Here is a 26,031-nt window from a genome sequence, read left to right as displayed (position 1 = left end):
GGGATTCAATGACTATTTTTCTGCTGGCAGTCAGTTTGATTATCAATCTGATTCTCATTTTTGCAGTAGCACTATTGTATATGCGCCAAAATCGCCTTTTTGAAATGGAGAAAAGGCAGGGGCAGTCATTCAGGGAAGTGGAAGATGCAATAAACGCTTTCATAGTAGAAATAAAAGAAGATAACGACAAGCTGCTGAGGAACATTCAAAAAAGCTCACAGCCTGCAGGGGATGTTCATTCTAAAACAAATGGGACTGCGGCTGCCCAAGCTGCAGATGCCGGTGCGGGCAGAGTGAAAGGTCCTCCCGCACCCAATCTGAGAAAAGGTTCCTCGATGCAGAAGAAGGCTGCCCAGGCGTACAGCCAAAAGAAGGAGCCGATGCCGGAGGATTATATGCTTTTCCCCGAGGATATTGTCGAGCTCGGAGAAGCCTCCCGGAGCGGGGCTGAACCTTCCCCGGCAGAACCTGAAGAAAGCGGACAGGCAGGCGGATCCATCCTGGAACAGGCCCAAACCCTTCACGATCAGGGGTTTGCCGAAGAGGAGATAGCCAGGAAACTTGGCAGGGGGAAAACTGAAATATCATTATTATTGAAATTTCGTCAAAATCGGCAGGAATAACTTGATTGTAAAAGTCACTTGTGCTATATTTACTCATGGTGTTAATACACACGCCTATGGATTCAGGCAATTGGTGCTGTTTTGTACAGTTTTTGACTGAAGATGATATGGGCGGAGGCAAACAAACCATTAGGAGGAACTAACATGTCAGTAATTTCAATGAAACAGCTGCTTGAAGCTGGTGTACACTTCGGTCACCAGACTCGCCGCTGGAACCCTAAGATGAAGAAATATATCTTCACTGAGCGTAACGGCATCTACATCATCGACCTTCAGAAGACGGTCAAGAAAGTAGAAGAAGCTTATAACTACGTGAAAGAACTTGCTGGTAACGGCGGAACAATCCTTTTCGTTGGTACAAAGAAGCAAGCTCAGGATTCTGTTAAGGAAGAAGCTCTCCGTTCTGGTATGTACTTTGTAAACCAGCGCTGGTTAGGCGGAACTTTAACTAACTTTGAAACAATCCAGAAGCGTATCACTCGCTTGAAGGACATCGAAAGAATGTCTGAAGACGGAACTTTCGAAGTGCTTCCTAAGAAAGAAGTTGTACAGTTAAGAAAAGAACAAGAACGTCTTGAAAAATTCCTTGGCGGAATTAAAGATATGAAGACTCTTCCAGACGCTCTATTCATCATTGACCCGCGCAAAGAGCGCATTGCAGTTGCAGAAGCTCACAAGCTGAACATCCCTATCGTCGGCATCGTTGATACAAACTGCGATCCGGACGAAATCGATGTTGTTATCCCTGCAAACGATGATGCTATCCGCGCTGTTAAGCTTCTGACAGGTAAAATGGCTGATGCTATCCTTGAAGCTAAGCAAGGGGAAGAAGTAACAACTGCTTAATGTCTGTAAAGGTGATAATAGGGAGCACCCTTTATCACCTTTTTTTAAAGAAAATATGAAAATTACATATATTTAAGGAGGATTTCACTATGGCAATTACTGCTCAACTCGTTAAAGAATTGCGTGAAAAGACTGGCGCTGGAATGATGGACTGCAAAAAGGCGCTTCAGGAAACAGATGGTGATATGGAAAAAGCAATCGATTTCCTTCGCGAAAAAGGTATCGCTAAAGCTGCTAAAAAATCTGACCGCATCGCGGCAGAAGGGACAACTTACATCCTTGCACAAGGCAATGAAGCTGTCATCCTTGAAGTGAACTCTGAAACAGATTTCGTTGCAAAAAACGAAGGCTTCCAGGTTCTTGTAAAAGAATTGGCAGAGCACCTGCTTAAAAACAAGCCTGCTTCTGCTGAAGAAGCTGCTTCACAAACAATGGAAAACGGTGCGACTGTAGAAGCGCACATCAATGCTGCAATCGCTAAGATCGGAGAAAAGCTTTCCCTTCGCCGTTTTGAAGTGAAAAGCAAGACTGACAGCGACGCATTCGGTGCTTACCTGCACATGGGCGGACGCATTGGCGTTCTGACTGTTCTTGAAGGTTCAACTGATGAGCAGGCTGCTAAAGACGTAGCTATGCACATTGCTGCATTGAACCCTAAATATGTGTCACGCGATGAAGTTTCTGCTGAAGAAGTAGAGCGCGAGCGCCAGGTTCTGACTCAGCAGGCTTTAAACGAAGGCAAGCCTGAAAACATTGTTGCAAAAATGGTAGAAGGCCGTTTGAGCAAATATTTTGAAGACGTTTGTGTCCTTGACCAGGCATTCGTTAAGAATCCTGACCAAAAGGTTCGCGACTTCGTAAAATCAACTGGCGGAACTCTTAGCGAATTCGTTCGCTACGAAGTAGGAGAAGGCATTGAAAAGCGCGAAGACAACTTTGCGGAAGAAGTTATGAACCAGGTGAAAAAATAATAGATAAAAGCCGTTGAATCTGCTTTTATGAAGGTAATCGGGGAACACATTGTGTTCCCTCTTTTTCAAGAAATCATGTAATTCCAATACATATGGAGGTTCTTATGAGCAGCCCTAAATACAAACGAGTTGTCTTAAAATTAAGCGGTGAAGCTTTAGCAGGAGAGCAGGGCTTCGGCATTAATCCTTCTGTCATCAAGTCGGTTGCACAGCAGGTGAAGGAAGTTTCCGATCTTGGGGTCGAAGTGGCGGTCGTCGTAGGCGGCGGCAACATCTGGCGCGGGAAGATCGGGGAAGAGATGGGGATGGACAGGGCGAATGCAGACTATATGGGCATGCTTGCAACTGTCATGAATTCCCTTGCCCTTCAGGACAGCCTTGAAATGCTGGATGTTGAATCACGCGTTCAGACATCCATCGAAATGCGCCAGGTTGCAGAGCCTTATATCCGCAGGCGTGCAATCCGCCATCTGGAAAAAAAGCGTGTCGTAATCTTCGCAGCCGGTACTGGCAACCCGTATTTTTCAACAGATACTACAGCAGCATTGCGTGCTGCTGAAATCGAAGCAGAAGTTATCTTAATGGCGAAAAATAATGTAGATGGGGTATACTCCGCAGATCCTCGGCTAGATGTAAATGCGGTTAAATATGAAGAATTGTCTTATCTGGATGTCCTGAAAGAGGGGCTTGCCGTAATGGATTCAACAGCTTCCTCCTTATGCATGGACAATAATATTCCGCTTATTGTATTCTCAATTATGGATAACGGCAATATTAAGCGTGCCGTATGCGGTGAAAAAATCGGAACGATCGTCAGGGGGAATAAATAATGCCAAAACAAGTTATTTCAAACTCGAAGGAACGTATGACAAAAGCAATCCAGGCGTATTCACGGGAGCTTGCAAGCATCCGCGCAGGCCGGGCAAGCGCTTCGCTGCTTGACAGGATCACTGTGGATTATTATGGGGCGCCTACACCGGTCAACCAGCTTGCTGGAATTTCCGTGCCTGAGGCCCGCCTTCTCGTCATCCAGCCTTATGATAAGAGCATTCTTGGAGAAATCGAAAAGGCGATCATTAAATCTGACCTTGGCCTGAATCCTACGAATGACGGGAATCTGCTTCGCCTTGCCATCCCTGCCCTGACTGAGGAACGCAGGAAAGAGCTTGTGAAGGTAGTCAAAAAAGAATCAGAAGATGCAAAGGTCGCAATCCGCAACATCCGCCGCGATGCCAACGATGATCTGAAGAAGCTGGAGAAAAACGGCGAGATTACTGAAGATGACCTTCGCGGCTACTCAGATGACATCCAGAAGATGACAGATGAGCATATCACAAAGGTCGACAGCATCACAAAAGACAAAGAAAAAGAAATTCTTGAGGTTTAATTCTTTTTCCGGTGTTATATCAGCTAAATATACAAGAACCCTCTATGTATATAGGGGGTTTTTTTGCTCATATGGCGATATGGAGCATAATTATGGCATCCTGCCATAATGTGCTGCTTCTTGTATTCTTATTTTTATTATGTTTACATATTCTTTTTTATAGAGATATCTTCATTTATTTTTGGTATGATAAGAACGTGCGGATTTTGGGAACAGGCAAATCGTACATTTTGGGGAAAGATCTTTTTTCGGAGGATAAGAGAAACGCATTTTGAAGGAGCCGTCTTATGTTAAATAAAATTAAAAAATGGAAGAACCAAGCACCTTCTTCCGATCTCCGAGAGCGCATAATAAAAATAAGGGAACAAAAAGTACCTTCTCATGTAGCGATAATAATGGATGGGAATGGCCGCTGGGCCAAAAAGCGGGCCCTGCCGAGAATAGCAGGGCACCATGAAGGGATGAAGGTGGTCAGGAGGACGACTAAGCTTGCCAACGAGCTCGGAATCAAGACTCTGACCCTTTACGCTTTTTCGACTGAGAACTGGAAACGGCCGAAGCTTGAAGTCGATTATCTCATGAAGCTTCCGGAAGAATTCCTGGGAACTTTCCTTCCAGAGCTGGTTGAGGAAAATGTCCGTGTCCAGATGATAGGCTATAAAGATAAGCTTCCGGGCCATACACTCAGAGCGATTGAAAAGGCAATGGAAGAAACAAAGGACAATGATGGCCTCATTCTGAACTTTGCTCTCAATTACGGCAGCCGGGCAGAAATACTCGAAGCCGTCAAACGGGTCTTAAATGATTGCCAAAGTGGCATAATGGAAGAAAGCGAACTGAATGAAGAAGCTTTTTCAGCCTACCTAATGACTGAAGGGCTGGAAGATCCCGATCTTCTGATCCGGACAAGCGGAGAAATCCGCCTGAGCAATTTCATGCTGTGGCAGCTGGCTTATACGGAGTTCTGGTTCACAGATGTATTATGGCCGGACTTCACTGAGGGAGAATTGCTCGAGGCCATTGAGGTGTTCCAAAACCGTCAGAGGCGGTTCGGAGGAGTATAATAAAGGTGTTGAAAACTAGATGAAGCAAAGAATCATAACAGCGATCATTTTTGGAGCTATACTAATCCCTGTTGTCATATACGGAGGGACACCGGTTGTGCTGCTTGCCTATGTGCTTGCCGCCGCGGCTTTATTTGAAGTATTGAAAATGCGCAGGCTTAAGATGTTATCAGTGCCCGGCATTATTACACTTGCTCTATTATGGGGGCTGATGCTTCCTGATGGTGCACAGGAATGGCCGGCATTGCAGTTTGCTGCCGGATCAAAGACAGAAATCGGGATGCTTGCTGTCCTGCTTTTGCTGACCTATACCGTGGCATCAAAGAACAGATTTACTTTTGATGATGCAGCCTTTTCAATTCTTGCATCCATATATGTGGGGATTGGCTTTTACTATTTTATTGAAACACGTGAAGCAGGCATTTTATTTATCTTTTTCTCTTTATTCATTGTATGGGCAACAGATTCCGGTGCCTATTTTATCGGGAAAGCCATGGGGAAAAACAAGCTGTGGCCTGAAATCAGTCCGAATAAAACGGTGGAAGGCTTTATAGGCGGGGTCGTATGTGCGGTCGCCGTTGCAGTTCTGTTCGTCCTGCTGACTGATATAGACGCGACACTGCTGCAGCTTACTTTCATCACGATTGTTCTGTCTATCTTCGGCCAAATAGGAGATCTGGCAGAATCGGCGCTTAAAAGGCATTATGAAGTGAAAGATTCCGGGACAATCCTTCCCGGGCACGGCGGCATCCTGGACAGGTTTGACAGCCTTTTATTCGTATGGCCGCTTCTGCATTTCTTCCAGCTGCTTAACTAGCCGGGAGAGTCTAGCTTGTTGAAACAATAGGAGTTGAACAATAGTGAAATATATTAGTTTAATGGGGGCAACCGGTTCTATCGGCACCCAGACCCTTGATGTCATAAGGGAGCATCCAGAGCAATTCAGGCTGGCCAGCATGAGCATCGGCAGAAACCTTGAACTTGGCAGGAAAATTATTTCGGAATTCAAACCTGAGCTGGTAGCGGCTGCAGAGAAGAATGATGCAGACACACTCGCAGGCGAGTTCCCGGGAATTAAGTTTGCTTATGGCCAGGAAGGGCTTATAGAAACAGCCGTACATCCAAAAGCAGATGTCCTCGTTAACGCTGTCCTTGGCAGCGTCGGCCTTCAGCCGACACTTCAGGCCATTGAAGCAAAGAAAACAATTGCGATTGCCAACAAGGAAACACTTGTCACTGCAGGCCATATCGTCATGGATGCAGCCAGGAGAAACGGTGTGGAGCTTCTTCCTGTCGACAGTGAGCACTCCGCTATCTTCCAGGCGCTTCAGGGGGAAAAAGAGAAGAATATCGATAAACTCATCCTTACAGCGTCCGGGGGAAGCTTCCGAGATAATACAAGGGAAGAACTCAAAGATGTGACTGTTGAACAGGCTTTAAACCATCCAAACTGGTCTATGGGAGCTAAAATAACCATTGATTCTGCAACAATGATGAATAAAGGTCTTGAAGTGATAGAGGCCCATTGGCTGTTTTCTATAGCATATGAAAAAATTGAGGTCCTTCTTCATAAGGAAAGCATCATCCATTCTATGGTGGAATTCCATGACAGCTCTGTCATCGCCCAGCTGGGGACGCCGGATATGAGGGTGCCGATACAGTACGCCCTGACATATCCGGACCGCCTTCCCCACCGGACCGGCAAGAAGCTTAATCTGGCAGAAATCGGACAGCTTCATTTCCAGGAGATGGATTACAGCCGATTCCGCTGCCTGCAATTCGCATTTGATGCCGGCAGGCGGGGAGGCACACTTCCTGCTGTCCTGAACGCAGCTAACGAAGCGGCGGTTGCAGCTTTCCTGGAAGGTAAAATCACTTTCCTCCAGATAGAGGATTTAGTCGAAAAGGCTATGGAAAAGCATGCTGTTTCAGATAACCCGGGCCTCGAGGAAATCCAGGAAGTTGATCGTCAGACAAGGCAGCTGGTAAACTCGCTTCTATAAGCTGGTGTTCAGTACAGGAAAGAGTAGATCCAAAGAGGGTTTTGGCGCTTGAAGATTGCCGGCTTTCCGGCTCCATGCGCCATCCGCTTGCGGGAAAGCCGGCTGGCGAAAAGTCAAATAAAAACCTATCAGCCTGTTACCCTTGAAGCCTGCAGGATGAGGGCCAGGCAGACTATCCCGCACGGCGCGGGCAGCTTTCGCTTTTCTTACTGAACAACCTCTAAAAAAAGGTGGTTATATTTTTGGATACTGTGATAGCCTTTATTATCATTTTCGGAGCCCTTGTTTTTTTCCATGAGTTGGGGCACTTTGTATTCGCCAAAAGGGCCGGCATTCTTTGCCGTGAATTTGCCATAGGTTTCGGCCCCAAGGTGTTCTCCCATAAAAAAGGAGAAACTGTCTACACCATCCGTCTGCTTCCGATTGGGGGATTTGTCAGGATGGCAGGGGAAGATCCTGAAATGGTGGAAATCAAACCGGGCTATCGTGTTGGTTTGATTTTGGATAATGACGAACGGGTCAGCAAAATCATCCTTAATAATAAAGATAAATATCCGGATGCAAGGCCGATTGAAGTGGAATATGCCGACATCGAGCATGATCTTGTCATCCGCGGCTATGCCGAGGGTGAAGAGGAAGAAAGGCTTGTTTCATATCCGATCAACAAGGATGCTCTCCTTGTCGAGGATGGTGTGGAAACGCTCATCGCCCCGTATGACAGGCAGTTTGCTTCCAAGACGCTCGGACAGAGGACCATGGCCATATTTGCCGGACCGATGATGAACTTCATCCTTGCATTTGTCGTATTTGTACTGATCGGTCTTCTTCAAGGGATGCCGACAAACGAACCTGAGCTTGGCCGGCTGACGCCTGATGGAGCTGCGAAGGAATCTGGCCTCCTTGAAGGAGATCAGGTCCAGAGCATCAATGGCGCTGAAATCTCTAGCTGGAACGATGTGGTGGAAATCATCCAGAAGAGTCCAGGTAAAGAGCTGGATTTCATCCTGAGCCGCGACGGAGAAGAGCTTGAAATCCCTGTAACTCCTGAGGCAAGGGAAGTTGAAGGGGAAAAAGGCAAAGAAACCATTGGCATAATCGGCGTGTACAGCCCGATGGAGAAATCTCCGCTGAAAGCCATCGCTTATGGTGCAGAAGAAACATACACATGGACGAAAGAAATTTTCGTCATGCTTGGTAAGCTTGTCACAGGCCAGTTCTCCATTGATGCTTTATCAGGCCCTGTCGGCATTTATGTATCAACAGATACAGTGGCTAAATCAGGCATCTATTATCTGATGAAATGGGCAGGAATACTGAGCATCAACCTTGGAATCATGAATCTGCTCCCAATTCCGGCACTTGATGGCGGAAGGCTTATGTTTTTTGCAGTGGAAGCATTGCGGGGCAAGCCGATCGACCGCAACAAGGAAGGGATGGTCCATTTTATCGGATTCGCCCTCCTTATGCTGCTGATGCTTGTTGTCACATGGAATGATATCCAGCGTTTCTTCCTGCAATAGAATAAAATAAACATCTGCGGCTATCTCCAGAACCGGCGATAGCCCAGTTTTTTCTCCGGATACCCGGGAAACAGGACAAGCCCTTACACTGATTAAGAATCAATATATGAAACGAAGAGGTGCTGATTATGAAGCAAAGCATGACACTTATCCCAACTTTAAGAGAAGTACCGGCAGATGCCGAGGTCAGAAGCCACCAGCTTCTCCTCAGGGCAGGATTCATCCGCCAGAACGCAGCGGGTGTATACAGCTATCTGCCAATGGCACGAAAAGTGCTGCAGAAAATCGAGGCCATCGTCCGGGAAGAAATGGATGACGCAGGGGCGAGCGAACTGTTGATGCCGGCGCTCCAGCAGGCTGAGCTGTGGCAGGAATCAGGAAGATGGTATACATACGGGCCAGAGCTTATGAGATTAAAGGATCGTAATGACCGGGAGTTTGCTTTGGGTGCAACCCATGAAGAAGTAATCACCAGCCTGGTACGTGACGAAGTAAAATCATATAAAAGACTGCCATTGACGCTTTATCAGATCCAGACAAAATTCAGGGATGAACAGAGGCCGCGTTTCGGAATTCTGCGCGGGCGCGAATTCATCATGAAAGATGCGTACTCTTTCCATTCTTCACAGGAAAGCCTTGATGAAGTTTACAGCAGGCTCTTTACAGCCTACTCTAATATCTTTACACGCTGCGGACTGAACTTCAGGGCAGTTATTGCTGATTCTGGCGCTATGGGCGGAAAAGATACCCATGAATTCATGGTGCTTTCCGATATCGGGGAAGATACGATTGCTTATTCCGATGCTTCGGATTATGCTGCCAATGTTGAAATGGCACCAGTCATCAACGCCTATGCGAAAAGTGATGCCGCTCCAAAGGAATTGGAAAAGGTCCAGACGGAAAATCAAAGGTCGATTGAAGAAGTGTCTTCATTCCTGAATGTGTCAAGCGAGGAATGCATTAAATCCCTTCTTTTCAAGGTTGATGACAAATATGTGCTGGTTCTTGTCCGCGGTGACCACGAGGTAAACGATATTAAACTGAAGAACCTCTTCTCAGCTGCTTCGGCTGAATTGGCTTCTCCGGAAGAAACACGCAGCATCCTTGGCTGTTCTGTAGGATCACTGGGCCCAATCGGCGCTAAAGATGTTGAAATTGTTGCAGACCATGCTGTGGAAGCAGTAGTGAACGGCGTATGCGGTGCGAATGAAGAAGGATTCCACTATATCAATGTCAATGCCGGACGCGATTTTGAAGTCTCTCAATTTGCCGATCTCCGCTTTATCCAGGAAGGCGACCTCTCGCCGGATGGAAACGGCAAAATCCTTTTTGCAAAGGGCATTGAAGTCGGCCATGTCTTCAAACTTGGCACCCGCTACAGTGAAGCAATGAATGCCGTTTACCTTGACGAGAACGGCCGTACCCAGCCGATGATCATGGGCTGCTATGGCATCGGGGTATCCCGTATCCTTGCAGCAATCGCCGAACAGTACAACGATGACAAAGGCTTCATATGGCCGGCAGATCTCGCGCCATTCAAGGTTCACGTCATTGCCGTTAACATGAAGGACGAAGCTCAGGCAGGCCTCGGAGAAGAGCTTTACAAAGAACTCCGTGGAAATGGCTATGAAGTACTCTTTGACGACAGGCCCGAAAGAGCCGGCGTAAAATTTGCCGACGCCGACCTCATCGGACTTCCAGTCAGAATAACAGCCGGCAAAAAAGCCTCCGAAGGCATCGTCGAAGTAAAAGTAAGAAGCACAGGCGAAATGGAAGAAATCCACAAAGACCAGCTATTAGAGCATATTGCGTCCATCCTTACTTCACAAAAGTAATTTAAGACTATAGACGGATCCCGCTGCGGGGTCCGTTTTCATTTGGGGAAAATAGTTAGTGAAAGATTCATTTCTATGTAGGATATTAAAAGTTATTAGAACTGCAAAAAAAATATAAAAGCCTGTTGATTGGAGTGGAAGGCACGAAGACTCCTGTGGGAAATAGCGGCAAGGCTGAGACCCCGCAGCGCGCAAACGTGAGGAGGCTCAGCGTCGCCCCGCGGAAAGCGGAGTGCCTGGAACGGAAATCAACACCCCATATAAAAGCAGAAACAATTTGCAGGAATAGAGCATAGGAATTTGGTTTTTAGAAATTTAATACGCAAAAAAAGTTCAAAGCCCCTGTTGAATAGAGTGAAAGGCACGCAGACTCCTGTTTGGAGATAGCGGCAAGGCTGAGATCCCGCAAGAGCTTGCTCTGAGGAGGCTCAGCGTCGCCCTACGGAAAGCGAAGTGGCCTGGAACGGAAATCAACACCCCATTCAATACCGGAAACAAATTGCAGGAATCCGAGCAGGAGGAATTTGATTTTTCAAAAATTAATACGCAAAAAAAGTTCAAAGCCCCTGTTGATTGGAGTGGAAGGCACGAAGACTCCTGTGGGAAATAGCGGCAAGGCTGAGACCCCGCAAGAGCCTGCTCTGAGGAGGCTCAGCGTCGCCCCACGGAAAGCGAAGTGCCTGCAACGCAAATCAACAGACTCATATACAGCAGGCATTTTTCTGCAAATCACAACCAAATTACTCCAGGGGTTAGATATCATTGTTCTAATTGATAATGTAAAAGACTTTAAAAAGTAGACATGCCAAATTAAAACCAACTTCATTTTCACACTATTTCTTTTTCAAAACACACCCACTCTTTATGGTATAATGACTAATGTTTCTAACCAAAAAAACAATCACAAATAGAAAATAGATTTTAAGGATAGGAGAGAGAACGATGAGCGATGCCACAGGCAAAAAAGAGCGATTCCACCTCTTGCTCCAGCAGCTTCAACTCACAGAAGATGCCTTTGTAAAGCATTTCGAAAATGCGCAAATAGACAAAGTAGTAATAGAAAAGCAAGCGAAGAAATGGCATTTCTACTTCATGTTTGACAGCATCCTGCCATGCAGTGTCTTCAGCCGGTTTTCTGTCCAGCTTGAAAAAACATTTTCACATATAGCAAACACTTCTTTTACGATAGAAGTGGCAGACCAGAACTTCACACAAGAGCTTCTCCTGGATTACTGGAAAAGCTGCATCCAGGAAATCGAGGGGATATCACCTCCGCTGATCAAGCTTCTGAATGAACAGACGCCGAAGGTTCAGGGAACGAAGGTCATATTGAATGTCCGCAATGAAATGGAAGGGCTGGCGATCAAGCGGAAGTATGCCGGCATGATAGCGAATGTCTTCCAGACATTTGGCTTTCCCATGCTGACAATCGATACAGAAATAAATGCCGATTCCTCATCAAACGCCGAATATGAGCAATTCCTGAAGGCAAAGCAGCAGGAAGATCAGGAACGGGGCCGCCAGGCAATGATCGATATGCAGAAAAAAGAAGCCGAGGGAGATTCAGGCTCCGGCGAACTGCAGGGACCGCTTTCTATCGGCCTTACCATCAAGGACGATGCCGACTTCAGGCGTCTTGAGGAAATTGTCGATGAAGAGCGCAGGGTTGCGGTTGAAGGCTTTATTTTTGCAGCTGAAACGAAGGAGCTCCGAAGCGGCAGGACCTTACTGACCTTTAAGGTCACAGACTATACAAGCTCCATCATGGTCAAAATGTTCTCGCGCGATAAAGAAGATGCAGCCCTGTTCCAGCATGTCCAAAAAGGCATGTGGGTGAAGGTGCGCGGAAGCATTCAGAACGATACTTTTGTTCGCGACCTGGTCATGATCGGAAACGACATTAATGAGATTAAGCCGGTCCTGAGAAAAGACACGGCACCGGAAGACGAGAAACGGGTCGAGCTTCACCTTCATACGCCTATGAGCCAGATGGACGCAGTTTCATCGGTAAGTGCGCTGGTATCACAGGCGAAAAAATGGGGCCATAAGGCGATTGCCATTACAGACCATGCCGTGGCGCAGTCATTCCCTGAGGCATTTGGTGCCGGAAAGAAAAATGATATTAAAATCCTTTACGGAGTCGAAATCAATCTGATTGATGACGGCGTTCCGATTGCCTATAATTCTGCCCCGATCCCTCTGGCAGAAGGTACGTATATCGTCTTTGACGTCGAAACAACAGGGCTTTCCGCTGTTTATGACACGATCATCGAGCTTGCGGCTGTCAAAATACATGACGGCGAAATCATAGACAGATTCGAATCATTTGCGAACCCGCATCATCCTCTGTCAGCGACAACGATAGATTTAACAGGCATCACGGATGACGATGTCAGGAATGCCCCAGAGGTAGAAGAGGTGCTCCGCAGGTTTAAAGAGTGGTCCCAGAATGATATCCTGGTTGCCCATAACGCTTCATTTGATATGGGCTTTTTGAATACAGGGTATAAAAGATATGGTCTCGGCAAAGCCGCCAACCCTGTCATCGACACTCTGGAACTAGCAAGATTCCTGCTTCCTGAGATGAAGAACCACCGCCTGAACACATTGGCAAAGAAATTCGATGTTGAGCTCACACAGCATCACAGAGCCATTTATGATGCTGAAGCTACAGGTTATCTATTGATCAAGATGCTCAAAGAGGTTATGCAAAAAGGCATTGAATATCATAATCAGCTTAATGACAATATGGGCAAGGGCAATGCCTACCAAAGGGCGCGTCCGTACCATTGCACACTGCTGGCCCAAACAGAGGCGGGCCTTAAGAATTTATTTAAACTTGTATCCATTTCACATATGAACTATTTTTACCGGGTTCCGAGGGTTCCCCGTTCATTGCTTGAAAAGTACAGGGAAGGTATCCTTGTCGGCTCTGGATGCGACCGCGGCGAGGTTTTTGAAGCGATGATGCAGAAGGGGCCGGAAGAAGCTGAAGATCTGGCTTCCTTTTACGACTATCTTGAAGTCCATCCAAAAGCTGTCTATGCACACCTGATTGAATTGGAGCTGGTCAGGGATGAAAAAGCACTGGAAGAAATCATTTCGAATATCGTGAAGCTTGGTGAAAAGCTGGACATCCCTGTCGCAGCTACCGGGAATGTCCATTACTTGAATCCTGTTGATAAAATATACAGGAAGATCCTGATCAATTCACAGGGCGGCGCCAATCCGCTGAACCGCCACCAGCTCCCGGATGTACATTTCCGGACAACCAATGAAATGCTCGACGCCTTCTCCTTCCTCGGCAAGGAAAAGGCAAAGGAAATTGTTGTCGAAAACACGAATAAAGTTGCCGACATGATAGATTCCATTAAACCGATCAAGGACGACTTGTACACTCCGAAAATCGATGGTGCGGATGAAGAAATGCGCAATATGAGCTATGACATGGCAAGGCGGATTTACGGGGATGAACTGCCGGAAATCGTCGAGGCCAGGCTTGAAAAAGAGCTTAAGAGCATCATTGGACATGGATTTGCCGTTATTTATCTCATCTCTCATAAGCTAGTAAAAAAATCGCTGAATGATGGGTATCTCGTTGGTTCGCGGGGATCGGTCGGTTCTTCTTTTGTCGCAACCATGACCGAGATTACGGAAGTAAACCCGCTGCCGCCGCATTATGTCTGCCCGGCCTGCAAGCATTCCGAGTTCTTTAACGACGGCTCTGTCGGATCGGGCTTTGATCTTCCTGACAAAAACTGCCCGACCTGCGATATTCCCTACCGCAAAGACGGCCATGACATCCCGTTTGAAACGTTCCTTGGATTCAAAGGGGACAAAGTCCCTGATATTGACTTGAACTTCTCAGGCGAATATCAGCCGAGGGCACATAATTACACAAAGGTATTGTTCGGTGAAGACAATGTTTACCGTGCGGGAACGATCGGCACTGTAGCAGATAAAACGGCTTACGGATATGTTAAGGCATATCAGCAGGACAACAACCTGCAGATCCGCGGTGCAGAGATTGACCGCCTTGCATCAGGATGCACAGGCGTAAAAAGAACGACCGGCCAGCATCCGGGGGGTATCATCGTTGTCCCTGACTATATGGATATCTTCGATTTCTCGCCGATCCAGTTTCCGGCCGATGACAGAACATCTGAATGGAAGACGACCCATTTTGACTTCCATTCGATTCATGATAATCTCCTGAAGCTCGATATACTCGGGCATGATGACCCGACTGTCATCAGGATGCTCCAGGATCTGAGCGGGATCGACCCTAAGACAATACCGACTGATGATCCCGAGGTCATGAAGATTTTCTCCGGAACTGAATCATTGGGCGTTACTCAAGATCAGATCATGTGTAAAACAGGGACGCTTGGCATACCGGAATTCGGGACGCGCTTTGTCCGCCAGATGCTTGAGGATACAAAGCCGACCACCTTCTCTGAGCTTGTCCAGATATCAGGCCTGTCGCACGGGACGGATGTATGGCTCGGCAATGCACAGGAGCTTATCCATAACAGCATCTGTACTCTGAGTGAAGTAATAGGCTGCCGTGATGACATTATGGTCTATCTGATCTATCAGGGGCTGGAGCCTGCCTTTGCCTTTAAGATTATGGAGTCGGTCCGTAAAGGAAAGGGACTCTCTGATGATATGGAAGAAGAAATGCGAAAAAATGAAGTGCCGGAATGGTATATTGATTCCTGCAAAAAGATAAAATATATGTTCCCGAAAGCACATGCTGCCGCCTATGTGCTGATGGCTGTCCGGATCGCTTATTTCAAAGTCCACCATGCCCTCCTTTACTATGCGGCTTACTTTACGGTCAGGGCTGAAGACTTTGATGTGGAAGCAATGGTCCGCGGATCCCAGGCGATCAGGGCGAAGATCGAGGAAATCAATGCAAAAGGACTTGACGCATCTCCAAAGGAAAAGAACCTTCTTACCGTCATGGAGCTTGCTCTGGAAATGAACGAACGCGGCTATAAATTCTCGAAAGTGGACTTATACCGTTCGGATGCAACTGATTTCATCATCGACGGCGATTCTCTCATCCCGCCATTCAATGCAATACCGGGGCTTGGCACAAATGCAGCCCTTAACATTGTAAAGGCAAGGGGAGAAGGGGAGTTTCTTTCTAAAGAAGATCTCCAGCAAAGAGGAAGGATTTCCAAAACAATCCTTGAGTACCTGGATAATCACGGCTGCCTGGAGTCGCTCCCTGATCAAAACCAGCTGTCATTATTCTAAACCAGACGTTTGGCTGCTGACTCTGCTGGCATGGCAAACCCTTGCCAGCACGGCTATTCCATTTGCATAAAAAATTTGGTTATGGTATAGTTTTATTGGAAATACTAAGGATAACTCTCGAAAAAGAGTGGGGCAACCCACTCTTTCGTGTTGTGTACGCTAATTTCTGAACGCTTCTCCAGGCATCTGCTCTGTGAAAGAAGCATGTTCCGGCTGAAAGCCCCCCCCTTAGAGGGGGGTCTCTTTAAATGCCGGGGCCGGGCTTTTTACAGGCATGGGCCTGAGCATCCCGGGATATTACATACGGGTTTAAGGATGCCTTAACACCAAAGGAGGGAAATTATGAGCAAAGTGACTGAAACCGTCGAAGAGCTGGTCACCCCTATTGTGGATGAACTCAATCTGGAGCTGGTTGATATTGAATATGTGAAAGAAGGAAAAGAGTGGTTCCTTCGCGTATTTATTGATAAGGAGCAGGGTGTCGACATTGAAGAATGCGGCCTTGTCAGCGAAAGGCTCAGCGAAAAGCTCGACGAACTCGATCCTATTCCTTATAACTATTTCCTGGAAGTCTCATCGCCGGGTGCTGAACGCCCTCTGAAAAAAGAGAAGGACTATAAAAGTGCAATCGGAAAAAATGTCCTCATTAAAACGTATGAACCAATAGATGGCGAAAAAACGTTTGAAGGTAAGCTCACTCAATTTGATGGTGAGACAGTGACTGTGGAAGTCAGGGTCAAAACAAGAATAAAAACAATTTCCATTCCTTATGAAAAAGTGGCCAATGCCCGTTTGGCAGTTACTTTCTCATAAGGAAGAAACGAGATTTAGGAGATTAAAGGGGGATACAATCTCATGAGCAGTGAATTGCTGGATGCTCTGACGTTGCTGGAAAAAGAAAAAGGAATTTCTCGGGATATCATTATTGAGGCCATTGAAGCTGCCTTGATTTCAGCTTACCGCCGAAACTTCAACCAGGCGCAAAATGTCCGCATCGATTTGAACCTTGGAAGCGGAACGATGAGGGTTTTTGCCCGCAAGGAAGTAGTAGAGCAGGTCTTTGACCCGCGTCTTGAAATCAGCCTTGATGAAGCCAAGGGCATCAACCCGAATTATCAGGTTGAAGATGTGGTTGAATTAGAGGTCACTCCGAAGGACTTCGGCCGAATCGCTGCACAGACTGCGAAGCAGGTTGTAACACAGCGTGTCCGTGAGGCAGAGCGCGGGATCATCTATTCAGAATTCATCGACCGCGAAGAAGACATCATGACCGGGATCGTACAGAGGCAGGACCCTAAATTCATTTACGTCAGCCTCGGCAAGATCGAAGCCATCCTTCCGGCCAATGAGCAGATGCCGAATGAACAATATAAGCCTCATGACAGGATCAAGGTTTTTATCACGAAAGTTGAGAAAACGACTAAAGGGCCGCAGATTTTTGTTTCCCGGACGCATCCTGGCTTATTGAAGCGCCTGTTTGAAATTGAAGTGCCTGAAATTTATGACGGCACCGTTGAAATTAAATCGGTTTCAAGGGAAGCGGGAGACCGTTCCAAGATCTCAGTTCATGCTGACAACAGCGAAGTCGATCCGGTTGGATCCTGCGTAGGTCCAAAAGGGACTCGTGTACAGGCAGTCGTCAATGAGCTGAAAGGCGAGAAGATCGACATTGTTAAATGGTCGCCGGATCCGGTTGTCTTTGTAGCCAATGCATTGAGCCCTTCCAAGGTGCTGGATGTTATTGTGAATGAAGAAGATAAGGCAACAACCGTAATCGTGCCGGATTACCAGCTTTCGCTTGCAATCGGGAAGCGCGGGCAGAATGCGCGCCTTGCTGCCAAGCTGACCGGCTGGAAAATCGACATTAAATCTGAGACTGAAGCCCGTGAATCAGGCATTTTCCCTCGTGAAGAGTCACTTCTTACTTTTGATGAAGAAGATTACGCTGATGATGCGGATTATGATACTGATACAGACTTCACTGCGGAAGAAGAGGCAGATTTTGAATCTGATTATGACGCAGATGAAGACAGGGAGTAAGAAAGGGTGAATGATCGTGAACAAGAATAAAAAGGTTCCCATGCGTAAATGTGTCGCTACCGGTGAAATGAAGCCGAAAAAAGAACTGGTTCGCATCGTTCGCTCTAAGGAAGGCGAGGTCTCTTTGGATCTGACCGGGAAAAAGTCAGGCCGGGGAGCTTATCTTTCCAGAGATAAAGAAGCAGTCTTATCAGCACAAAAGAAAAACATACTCTCAAATCATCTGGATGCAGCAGTGGATGATTCTATATATGAAGAGCTTTTAGAGCTCATAGAGAAGGAGAAACGACTATCCTGATGAACTCAAATCAATGGATGTCATTGCTTGGCTTGGCCAATCGAGCACGCAAGATCATATCGGGTGAAGAGCTCTCCGTCAAAGAAATAAGGGGCGGCAAGGCGAAGCTCGTGCTGCTGTCAGCAGATGCGTCTGCGAATACAGCAAAAAAAGTGACAGACAAATGTAAATCCTATAACGTTCCATATAAAATAGTGGAAAATCGTCACCTTCTTGGTCAAGCGATCGGAAAAGAAGCACGTGTAGTTGTGGCTGTCCTTGACAGCGGGTTTGCAAAAAAACTGTTGACGCTGCTCGATTAATTCTACCGGGGGTGAAAATATGAGTAAAATGCGCGTCTATGAATATGCAAAGAAATTCAATATTTCAAGCAAAGACGTTATTACAAAATTGAAAGACATGAACGTGGAAGTTTCAAACCATATGACAACGATTGAAAACGATGCTGTTAAAAAGCTGGATGAAATTTTCGGCAAAAAGGCCGACACTAAACCAGCCAGGCCTAATCAGTCAGCAGGAAATCAAAAGCCGCAGCAGAACAGCCAGCCAAGGCCAAAAGCTTCAGGCGAGCAGAACAGCAATAGCAGCAGCCGCGACAAAGCAAGGCCATCTGCACCGGCAAACCGTTCAGGCGGCGGCAATCAATCCAAGTCATTTGGAAACAATAACAACAATAACAGCAGCCGCGGCAATAACAACAATAACCGCAATAAGAACAACAACAATAACAATAATAAAAACCGCAACAACCGCAATAACCAGAATAAAGGGAAGCAGCATACTAACCATGCTCCTCAGCCCCGCAAAGAAAAAGAACTTCCGGCTAAAATCACCTTCAGTGATTCATTGACTGTGGCGGAGCTCGCTAAGAAGCTTCACCGTGAACCTTCAGAAATCATCAAAAAGCTCTTTATGCTTGGCGTAATGGCTACGATCAACCAGGATCTTGACAAAGATGCCATCGAGCTGATTGCCGGTGAATACGGCGTGGAAGTAGAGGAAGAAATCCTCATCGATACAACTGACCTTGAGGTTTACTTCACAGAAGATGAAAGTGCTGAACTGTCTGAAAGGCCGTCTGTCGTAACGATCATGGGCCACGTTGACCATGGTAAAACGACTCTTCTTGACAGCATCAGGAACACAAAGGTGACTGCAGGCGAGGCTGGCGGAATCACCCAGCATATCGGTGCTTATCAGGTAGAAGAAAACGGCAAGAAGATCACTTTCCTTGATACACCGGGACACGCCGCGTTTACGACTATGCGTGCCCGTGGAGCAAAGATCACGGATATTACAATCCTGGTTGTTGCAGCTGACGACGGAGTTATGCCTCAGACTGTAGAAGCAATCAACCATGCAAAGGCAGCCGAGGTGCCGATCATCGTTGCCGTCAACAAAATGGATAAGCCTGCTGCCAATCCTGACCGCGTGATGCAGGAACTGACAGAGCACGGACTTGTGCCTGAAGCGTGGGGCGGAGAAACGATCTTTGTTCCGCTTTCAGCCCTGACAGGAGATGGAATCGACTCCCTGCTTGAGATGATCCTTCTTGTCAGCGAGGTTGAAGAATACAAAGCCAACCCTGACCGCAATGCAGTCGGAACGGTCATTGAAGCACAGCTTGACAAAGGCAGGGGTTCAGTTGCTACCCTTCTTGTCCAGAATGGAACACTTAAGGTCGGCGATCCAATCGTAGTCGGCACGACGTTTGGACGTGTGCGTGCAATGGTCAATGATCTTGGCCGCCGCGTCAAAGAAGCAGGTCCATCCACACCGGTTGAAATCACTGGTCTGAATGATGTGCCGCTTGCAGGCGACCGCTTTGTCGTATTCAAGGATGAAAAAACAGCCCGCCAGGTCGGCGAAGTGCGTTCACAGCAGGCGATCCAGGCCCAGAGAAGCGAAAAGACGCGCGTCAGCCTTGATAACTTGTTTGAACATATGAAACAAGGGGAAATGAAAGATCTAAACATCATTATCAAAGCGGATGTTCAAGGGTCCGCCGAGGCGCTTGCAGCTGCCTTGAATAAGATAGATGTTGAAGGTGTCAATGTAAGGATCATTCATACAGCAGTCGGTGCGATCAATGAATCAGACATCACCCTTGCCGCTGCTTCAAATGCCATTGTCATCGGCTTTAACGTAAGGCCTGATAATAATGCGAAGCGTGCAGCAGATACTGAGGAAGTGGATGTTCGCCTCCACAGAATCATCTACAAAGTGATCGACGAGATCGAATCAGCCATGAAAGGCATGCTTGATCCGGAATTCGAAGAGAAAGTCATCGGCCAGGCTGAGATCCGCCAAACCTTCAAGGTATCAAAGGTTGGAACGATTGCCGGCTCCTATGTTACAGATGGAAAAATCACACGTGACAGCGGCATTCGCCTCATCCGAGACGGAGTGGTCATTTTTGAAGGCGAAATCGATGCCCTCAAACGCTTTAAGGATGACGCGAAAGAAGTCAGCCAGGGTTACGAGTGCGGAATTACCATCAAAAACTTCAATGATGTAAAAGAAGGCGACGTTGTCGAAGCATATATCATGGAAGAAGTGGAACGTTAATGGTAGTTGGCCTTGCAGCCTGCGAATGCATGATTTATGATGCACATTCTTTAAAAGAAAAAAGGGCTGTTCTGCAGAGAATCATCATGCGGCTCAGGCAGAGGCATAATCTGTCTGTTGCTGAAGTTGATTTCCAGGATACGTGGCAGAGGACCAAAATTGCCGTTGCGGCAGTTGCTTCTGCCCGTGTCTCCGCTGAAGCGGAGCTGCAGAACGCTCTCAAGCTAATCGATTCGTTTCCGGAAATAGAACGGACAATCACAGATATAGAGTGGCTTTAACAAGAGGTGATCATATGAGCCATAGAGCAAACAGAGTTGGAGAACAAATGAAGAAAGAGCTTGGAGAGATCATTGGCCGAAAGATCAAGGATCCCCGCATTGGCTTTGTGACTGTAACTGATGTTGCTGTTACCGGAGACCTGCAGCAGGCAACCGTGTATATCTCGGTTCTCGGCGATGAAGAGAAAAGGGAAAACACGCTCAAAGGACTTGCCAAAGCAAAAGGGTTCATCCGTTCAGAAATTGGACAGCGCATCCGGCTTCGCAAAACACCTGAAATCATCTTTGAGTTTGATGAATCAATCGATTATGGAAATCGCATTGATACACTTCTTCATAAAATCCAGGAAGAAGGCCAATCTAAAGAAGAACAGGATAAAGAATAAGCTTCCGGAAAAGGATAGACTCTGGTCTATCCTTTTTTTGGCTGTCCAGGCCGGGGAGCCAGCGTACATATAGTATTGGAGGGGTATGGAAATGGAAGGAATCATACCGTTATTTAAACCTAAAGGGATGACATCCCATGATTGTGTATTCAAGCTGCGCAAAATCCTGAGGATGAAAAGGATCGGCCACACCGGCACACTTGATCCGGATGTGACGGGAGTCCTTCCCATCTGCATTGGCAGGGCCACAAAAGTCGCGGAATATATCACCGATGCAGGAAAGGCTTATGAGGGCGAAGTCACACTCGGCTTTTCCACTTCAACAGAAGACGCATCTGGTGAAAAAATTGAAGAAAAACCTGTTGCCGGTAGAGTTACAAGAGCACAAGTCATCGATGTCCTTGAGAATCTAAAGGGTGAGATCACACAGACGCCGCCTATGTACTCTGCTGTAAAGGTGAATGGCAAAAGGCTTTATGAATATGCCAGAAAAGGAATCGAGGTAGAGAGGCCGACACGAAAGGTCAGCATCTACTCAATCGAGCTGCTGAGCGAGGAGCAGGAATTTGAAGGGCCCAATCCTTCTTTCCGCTTCCGGGTCGAATGCAGCAAAGGGACTTACATCCGTACGCTTGCTGTAATGATCGGTGAAGCGCTGGGTTATCCTGCCCATATGTCGGGCCTTGAAAGAATCCGCTCAGCCTCTTTTGCGAAAGAAGAGTGCCTGACATTCGAAGACATTGAAGCTCTTCAGGAAAGCGGTGAGCTTGCAGCAAAAATCAGGCCGCTCGAAGAGGGGATTTCTCATTTGCCGAAATACACGATTAGTGATACAGTTGCAGAGAAAGTAAAAAATGGAGCACTTCTGAATATACCGGATTTCCTGGAGAAAGAAACAGGCCCGATTGTCGTCCAGACAGAGGCAGGGACTGCCCTGGCCATCTATCTTCACCATCCGGCAAAGCCCGGACTTATGAAGCCGTCAAAAGTGCTTAGAAACGAAGCATAGTATCCAGCAATAGAAAAAGGTGAGTATCATCAATGGAAGTCATTGCTATTAAACATCCCCATCAATTTGCCAGAACGGATTTTCCCGGGCTGTCCATGGCCCTGGGTTATTTTGACGGGGTTCATCTCGGACATCAGAAAGTCATTCTTGAAGCGAAAAAAGCGGCAGAGCAAAAAGGGCTGAAAAGCGCAGTCATGACCTTTGATCCCCACCCTTCTGTCGTACTGGGGAAAAGCGTACAGCATATAGAGTATATAACGCCTTTTGAAGATAAAATCAAAGAGATATCGAAGCTTGGCGCCGATTATTTATTTGTCGTCGAATTCAGCAGCAGCTTTGCCAGCCTGCTTCCCCAGGAGTTTGCTGACCAATACCTGATCGGCCTCAATGCCAGGCATATAGTGGCTGGTTTCGACTACAGCTATGGCAGGATGGGCAAAGGCACAATGGAGACCCTTCCGTTTCATTCAAGGGAAGAATTTACATACACCGTGGTCGACAAGCTCACAGACGGCACGGAAAAAATCAGTTCCACCCTCATCCGCCAGAAAATCAGAGAGGGGCATACAGAAGAACTTCCGGGACTGCTGGGCAGATATTATACCACGCGCGGCACTGTCATCCATGGAGATAAGCGGGGCAGGACGATCGGCTTTCCAACCGCAAACATCGACATCGGAACCAGCTATATCTATCCGCCGACAGGGGTGTATGCCGCCAGGATGCGGGTTGATGGGAGCTGGGTAGAAGGCGTCTGCAATGTCGGCTATAAACCGACATTCAATAAGCCGGCTGCCGACCGGCCCTCAATAGAGGTCCACCTCTTCGATTTCAGCAGGGAAATTTACGGCTCTGAAGTAGAGATAGAATGGCACCGCTATTTGCGTTCAGAGAGGAAGTTCTCAGGCGTAGATGAACTGGTTGCCCAAATTTCGAGGGATAAAGACGCAGCTGTCGGCTACTTTGAAAATAATGAAGGTTTAACTTGATTTTTGTCCTGAAAAGCTGTATTCTTATAAACGTACCAAAAATAAGAACCTTTGCTTGGCAAGTCGAGTCACCGACGCTTGCTCAGTGACAGGGGATAAACATTAGGAGGTGAACAGGATGGCAATCACTCAAGAACGTAAAAATGAACTGATCAATGAGTACAAAACTCATGAGAACGATACTGGATCTCCAGAAGTTCAAATCGCTGTCCTTACAGAATCAATCAACAACTTAAACGATCACTTACGCACTCACAAGAAAGACCACCATTCACGCCGCGGTCTTCTTAAGATGGTAGGTAGACGCCGTAACCTATTGACTTACCTGCGTAACAAGGATGTTACTCGTTACCGTGAGTTAATCACTAAGCTTGGTTTACGCCGATAGTATTGAAAGCGGGATTTTTTCCCGCTTTTTTATCGTCTTTAAGTGATATTTACAGAAAGCCGGCTTATAAAAAAGCAGGCTTTCTGTATACATAGATTGATTTTTTACATAGAAATTGTGCATACTAAATACAACTATGTCTTTTTTTGATTTATAAAAGAATTTTACGATGGTTTAGGCTAATACAATAATTCGCTAAACCTCTAAAAAGTTTACACGCAGAGAGGGGTTTATAAAGCAATGGGACAAGATAAGAAGATTTATTCCTTGGACTGGGCCGGACGTACGCTTACAGTGGAAATCGGGCAGCTTGCAAAGCAGGCCAATGGAGCAGCGCTGATCCGTTATGGAGATACAGCAGTCCTCAGTACAGCAACAGCATCAAAAGAGCCAAAAAACCTTGACTTCTTCCCGCTGACAGTCAATTACGAAGAACGCTTGTATGCAGTTGGGAAAATACCTGGAGGCTTCATTAAACGTGAAGGCCGTCCAAGTGAAAAGGCCATTCTGGCCAGCCGCCTGATCGACAGGCCGATCCGCCCGCTGTTTGCTGACGGTTTCCGCAATGAGGTCCAGGTTGTAAGTATGGTAATGAGCGTTGATCAGGACTGCTCTTCCGAGATGGCCGCTATGTTTGGTTCATCTTTGGCACTGAGTGTTTCTGATATCCCGTTCGGCGGCCCGATTGCGGGTGTCACAGTAGGGCGCATCAATGGCGAGTTTGTCATTAACCCGACTGTGGAGCAGCAGAATGAGAGCGATATGCATCTTGTTGTAGCAGGTACAAAGGATGCCATCAACATGGTTGAAGCCGGTGCAGATGAAGTGCCGGAAGAAACAATGCTTGAAGCCATTATGTATGGCCATGAAGAAATCAAACGCCTGATTTCCTTCCAGGAACAGATCGTTTCCGAAGTCGGAAAAGAAAAAACAGAAATCAAATTATATGAAATAGATGCTGACATTGAATCCAAGGTCCGCGAAGCAGCCGAAAAGGACATGGTTTCAGCGATTCAGGTGCAGGAAAAGCATGCGCGTGAATCGGCCATTAAAACGGTGAAAGATGCAGTATTGGCACAATATGAAGAGCAGGAAGCAGACGATGAGACCATCAAACAGGTGAAAAAGGTGCTGGACAAGCTTGTCAAAGCTGAAGTCCGCAGACTGATCACTGAAGAAAAGGTTCGCCCGGACGGCCGCGGCCTTGATGTAATCCGTCCCCTGTCTTCTGAAATCGGCCTGCTGCCGCGCACACACGGTTCAGGGCTGTTTACAAGGGGACAGACCCAGGCTCTGAGCATCTGTACGCTTGGCGCACTCGGTGATGTTCAGATCCTTGACGGACTTGGCATCGAAGAAGAGAAACGCTTTATGCACCACTATAATTTCCCTAACTTCAGCGTAGGGGAAACTGGGCCGATGAGAGGTCCGGGACGCCGTGAAATCGGGCATGGAGCTCTTGGTGAACGTGCTCTTGAGCCGGTTATCCCGAATGAAAAGGATTTCCCTTATACAGTCCGCCTGGTTTCAGAGGTTCTTGAATCGAACGGCTCTACTTCCCAGGCAAGCATCTGTGCGAGCACACTTGCGATGATGGATGCCGGTGTTCCGATTAAGGCTCCTGTAGCAGGCATCGCCATGGGGCTTATCAAGTCAGGCGACTATTACTCAATCCTTACTGATATCCAGGGGATGGAAGACCATCTTGGAGACATGGACTTTAAGGTGGCAGGTACATCCAAGGGTGTAACAGCTCTGCAGATGGATATCAAGATTGAGGGGCTTTCCCGCGAAATCCTTGAAGAAGCGCTCCAGCAGGCGAAAGCAGGCAGGATGCAAATCCTCGACTCTATGCTTGCAACCATTGCAGAGCCGAAGAAGGAACTTTCCAGATATGCGCCTAAGATCCTGACGATGACAATCAATCCGGACAAAATCCGCGATGTTATCGGGCCAAGCGGAAAGCAGATCAATAAGATCATTGAAGAAACTGGCGTCAAAATCGACATCGAGCAGGATGGAACTGTCTTCATTTCTTCTGTAGACCAGGAAATGAACGACAAGGCCAAGAAGATCATCGAAGACATCGTCCGCGAGGTTGAAGTCGGCCAGATGTACCTTGGTAAGGTCAAGAGAATTGAAAAGTTCGGTGCCTTTGTTGAAATCTTCAACGGAAAAGACGGACTGGTTCATATTTCCGAGCTTGCCGAAGAGCGCGTAGGCAAAGTGGAGGACGTCCTGTCACTTGGAGACGAATTGCTTGTAAAAGTAACAGAAATCGACAAGCAGGGCAGAGTCAACCTTTCCCGCAAAGCAGTTCTGAAGGAACAGCGCGAAAAGCAGGAGAAGGCACAGGATTAATTTTTACCGGTTCATCATAAGATGAAGGCTTGGCCGGCATGCCGGGGACGCAGACGAATTGCAGCTTCCTGCCGGCTTTGGCTTCAGCCGGATTTTAAAGCCAGGGAGATCCCTGGCTTTTTCTATACATACAGAACCATGGCATCTGCAGCCCTCAGTATATTTCCAGCCGCTGTTCTACCCTGTCCACCCTTCAC

The 26,031-nt window shown here is 47.1% G+C and carries 22 protein-coding genes; all 22 read left to right on the top strand.

Translation table 11 applies throughout. The features are described 5' to 3' along the window. Window positions 1-8 precede the first annotated feature (8 nt). The 22 genes from RBB45_RS11220 (at window position 9) to pnp (ending at window position 25,834) form a co-directional block, all read left to right on the top strand. Complete coding sequence (locus RBB45_RS11220; RefSeq protein WP_306009592.1) at window positions 9-623, top strand: hypothetical protein; 615 nt, start codon at window positions 9-11, stop codon at window positions 621-623. 144 nt (window positions 624-767) lie between these two features. Beyond that, window positions 768-1,469, top strand: a complete 702-nt coding sequence (gene rpsB / locus RBB45_RS11215; protein ID WP_009795872.1) for a 30S ribosomal protein S2 — start codon at window positions 768-770, stop codon at window positions 1,467-1,469. A gap of 89 nt (window positions 1,470-1,558) precedes the next feature. Further along, window positions 1,559-2,440 carry a translation elongation factor Ts gene (tsf, locus tag RBB45_RS11210; protein ID WP_009795871.1) on the top strand — a complete coding sequence of 294 codons (882 nt, stop codon included), beginning with the start codon at window positions 1,559-1,561 and terminating at the stop codon, window positions 2,438-2,440. A gap of 104 nt (window positions 2,441-2,544) precedes the next feature. Continuing rightward, a complete protein-coding gene (pyrH, locus tag RBB45_RS11205) occupies window positions 2,545-3,270 on the top strand; it encodes a UMP kinase (RefSeq protein WP_009795870.1) in 726 nt (241 codons plus the stop codon). Continuing rightward, on the top strand, window positions 3,270-3,827 hold the full coding sequence (frr, locus tag RBB45_RS11200; RefSeq protein ID WP_009795869.1) for a ribosome recycling factor: 558 nt from the start codon (window positions 3,270-3,272) through the stop codon (window positions 3,825-3,827). The genes pyrH and frr overlap by 1 nt, the downstream gene beginning before the upstream one ends. Window positions 3,828-4,114: 287 nt before the next feature. Beyond that, on the top strand, window positions 4,115-4,891 hold the full coding sequence (locus RBB45_RS11195) for an undecaprenyl pyrophosphate synthase (RefSeq protein ID WP_129611765.1): 777 nt from the start codon (window positions 4,115-4,117) through the stop codon (window positions 4,889-4,891). A gap of 19 nt (window positions 4,892-4,910) precedes the next feature. Next, window positions 4,911-5,708, top strand: coding sequence for a phosphatidate cytidylyltransferase (locus tag RBB45_RS11190; protein WP_094767432.1), 798 nt, complete (start codon window positions 4,911-4,913; stop codon window positions 5,706-5,708). Window positions 5,709-5,751: 43 nt separating this feature from the next. Continuing rightward, window positions 5,752-6,894: a 1-deoxy-D-xylulose-5-phosphate reductoisomerase gene (locus tag RBB45_RS11185; protein WP_129611764.1), complete on the top strand. Its 1,143-nt coding sequence runs from the start codon at window positions 5,752-5,754 to the stop codon at window positions 6,892-6,894. Window positions 6,895-7,136: 242 nt separating this feature from the next. After that, entirely contained in the window at window positions 7,137-8,414 is a 1,278-nt protein-coding gene (gene rseP / locus RBB45_RS11180; RefSeq protein ID WP_094767430.1) for an RIP metalloprotease RseP, read from the top strand. A 128-nt stretch (window positions 8,415-8,542) separates the two neighbouring features. Continuing rightward, the gene (locus RBB45_RS11175; RefSeq protein ID WP_009795862.1) at window positions 8,543-10,249 is read left to right on the top strand and encodes a proline--tRNA ligase; all 1,707 of its coding nucleotides are present in this window, start codon (window positions 8,543-8,545) and stop codon (window positions 10,247-10,249) included. Window positions 10,250-11,191: 942 nt separating this feature from the next. Further along, complete coding sequence (locus RBB45_RS11170) at window positions 11,192-15,514, top strand: PolC-type DNA polymerase III (RefSeq protein WP_101547505.1); 4,323 nt, start codon at window positions 11,192-11,194, stop codon at window positions 15,512-15,514. A 339-nt stretch (window positions 15,515-15,853) separates the two neighbouring features. Then, entirely contained in the window at window positions 15,854-16,327 is a 474-nt protein-coding gene (rimP, locus tag RBB45_RS11165) for a ribosome maturation factor RimP (RefSeq protein WP_170939423.1), read from the top strand. A gap of 42 nt (window positions 16,328-16,369) precedes the next feature. Next, window positions 16,370-17,554: a transcription termination factor NusA gene (nusA, locus tag RBB45_RS11160; RefSeq protein ID WP_094767427.1), complete on the top strand. Its 1,185-nt coding sequence runs from the start codon at window positions 16,370-16,372 to the stop codon at window positions 17,552-17,554. 16 nt (window positions 17,555-17,570) lie between these two features. Continuing rightward, the gene (gene rnpM, locus RBB45_RS11155; protein ID WP_035403514.1) at window positions 17,571-17,852 is read left to right on the top strand and encodes an RNase P modulator RnpM; all 282 of its coding nucleotides are present in this window, start codon (window positions 17,571-17,573) and stop codon (window positions 17,850-17,852) included. Further along, window positions 17,852-18,154 carry a YlxQ family RNA-binding protein gene (locus tag RBB45_RS11150; RefSeq protein WP_009795854.1) on the top strand — a complete coding sequence of 101 codons (303 nt, stop codon included), beginning with the start codon at window positions 17,852-17,854 and terminating at the stop codon, window positions 18,152-18,154. Before rnpM ends, RBB45_RS11150 begins: the two co-directional genes overlap by 1 nt. A 19-nt stretch (window positions 18,155-18,173) precedes the next feature. Then, a complete protein-coding gene (infB, locus tag RBB45_RS11145) occupies window positions 18,174-20,420 on the top strand; it encodes a translation initiation factor IF-2 (protein ID WP_306009591.1) in 2,247 nt (748 codons plus the stop codon). Continuing rightward, window positions 20,420-20,701 carry a DUF503 domain-containing protein gene (locus RBB45_RS11140; protein WP_009796000.1) on the top strand — a complete coding sequence of 94 codons (282 nt, stop codon included), beginning with the start codon at window positions 20,420-20,422 and terminating at the stop codon, window positions 20,699-20,701. The genes infB and RBB45_RS11140 overlap by 1 nt, the downstream gene beginning before the upstream one ends. A gap of 14 nt (window positions 20,702-20,715) precedes the next feature. Further along, on the top strand, window positions 20,716-21,087 hold the full coding sequence (rbfA, locus tag RBB45_RS11135; RefSeq protein ID WP_022543722.1) for a 30S ribosome-binding factor RbfA: 372 nt from the start codon (window positions 20,716-20,718) through the stop codon (window positions 21,085-21,087). Window positions 21,088-21,178: 91 nt separating this feature from the next. Beyond that, the gene (truB, locus tag RBB45_RS11130) at window positions 21,179-22,096 is read left to right on the top strand and encodes a tRNA pseudouridine(55) synthase TruB (protein WP_094767426.1); all 918 of its coding nucleotides are present in this window, start codon (window positions 21,179-21,181) and stop codon (window positions 22,094-22,096) included. A gap of 32 nt (window positions 22,097-22,128) precedes the next feature. Further along, the gene (ribF, locus tag RBB45_RS11125; RefSeq protein WP_306009590.1) at window positions 22,129-23,085 is read left to right on the top strand and encodes a bifunctional riboflavin kinase/FAD synthetase; all 957 of its coding nucleotides are present in this window, start codon (window positions 22,129-22,131) and stop codon (window positions 23,083-23,085) included. Window positions 23,086-23,203: 118 nt separating this feature from the next. Next, entirely contained in the window at window positions 23,204-23,473 is a 270-nt protein-coding gene (rpsO, locus tag RBB45_RS11120) for a 30S ribosomal protein S15 (RefSeq protein WP_009795996.1), read from the top strand. A gap of 240 nt (window positions 23,474-23,713) precedes the next feature. Continuing rightward, entirely contained in the window at window positions 23,714-25,834 is a 2,121-nt protein-coding gene (gene pnp / locus RBB45_RS11115) for a polyribonucleotide nucleotidyltransferase (protein WP_306009589.1), read from the top strand. Window positions 25,835-26,031 lie beyond the last annotated feature (197 nt).

Origin of the sequence: Bacillus sp. MMSF_3328, from assembly GCF_030733525.1 — a bacterium.
Lineage (GTDB): Bacteria > Bacillota > Bacilli > Bacillales > Cytobacillaceae > Bacillus_AB > Bacillus_AB infantis.
The sequence above is the reverse complement of the archived record's forward strand: the minus strand, read 5'-3'. Positions and strand labels throughout refer to the sequence as shown.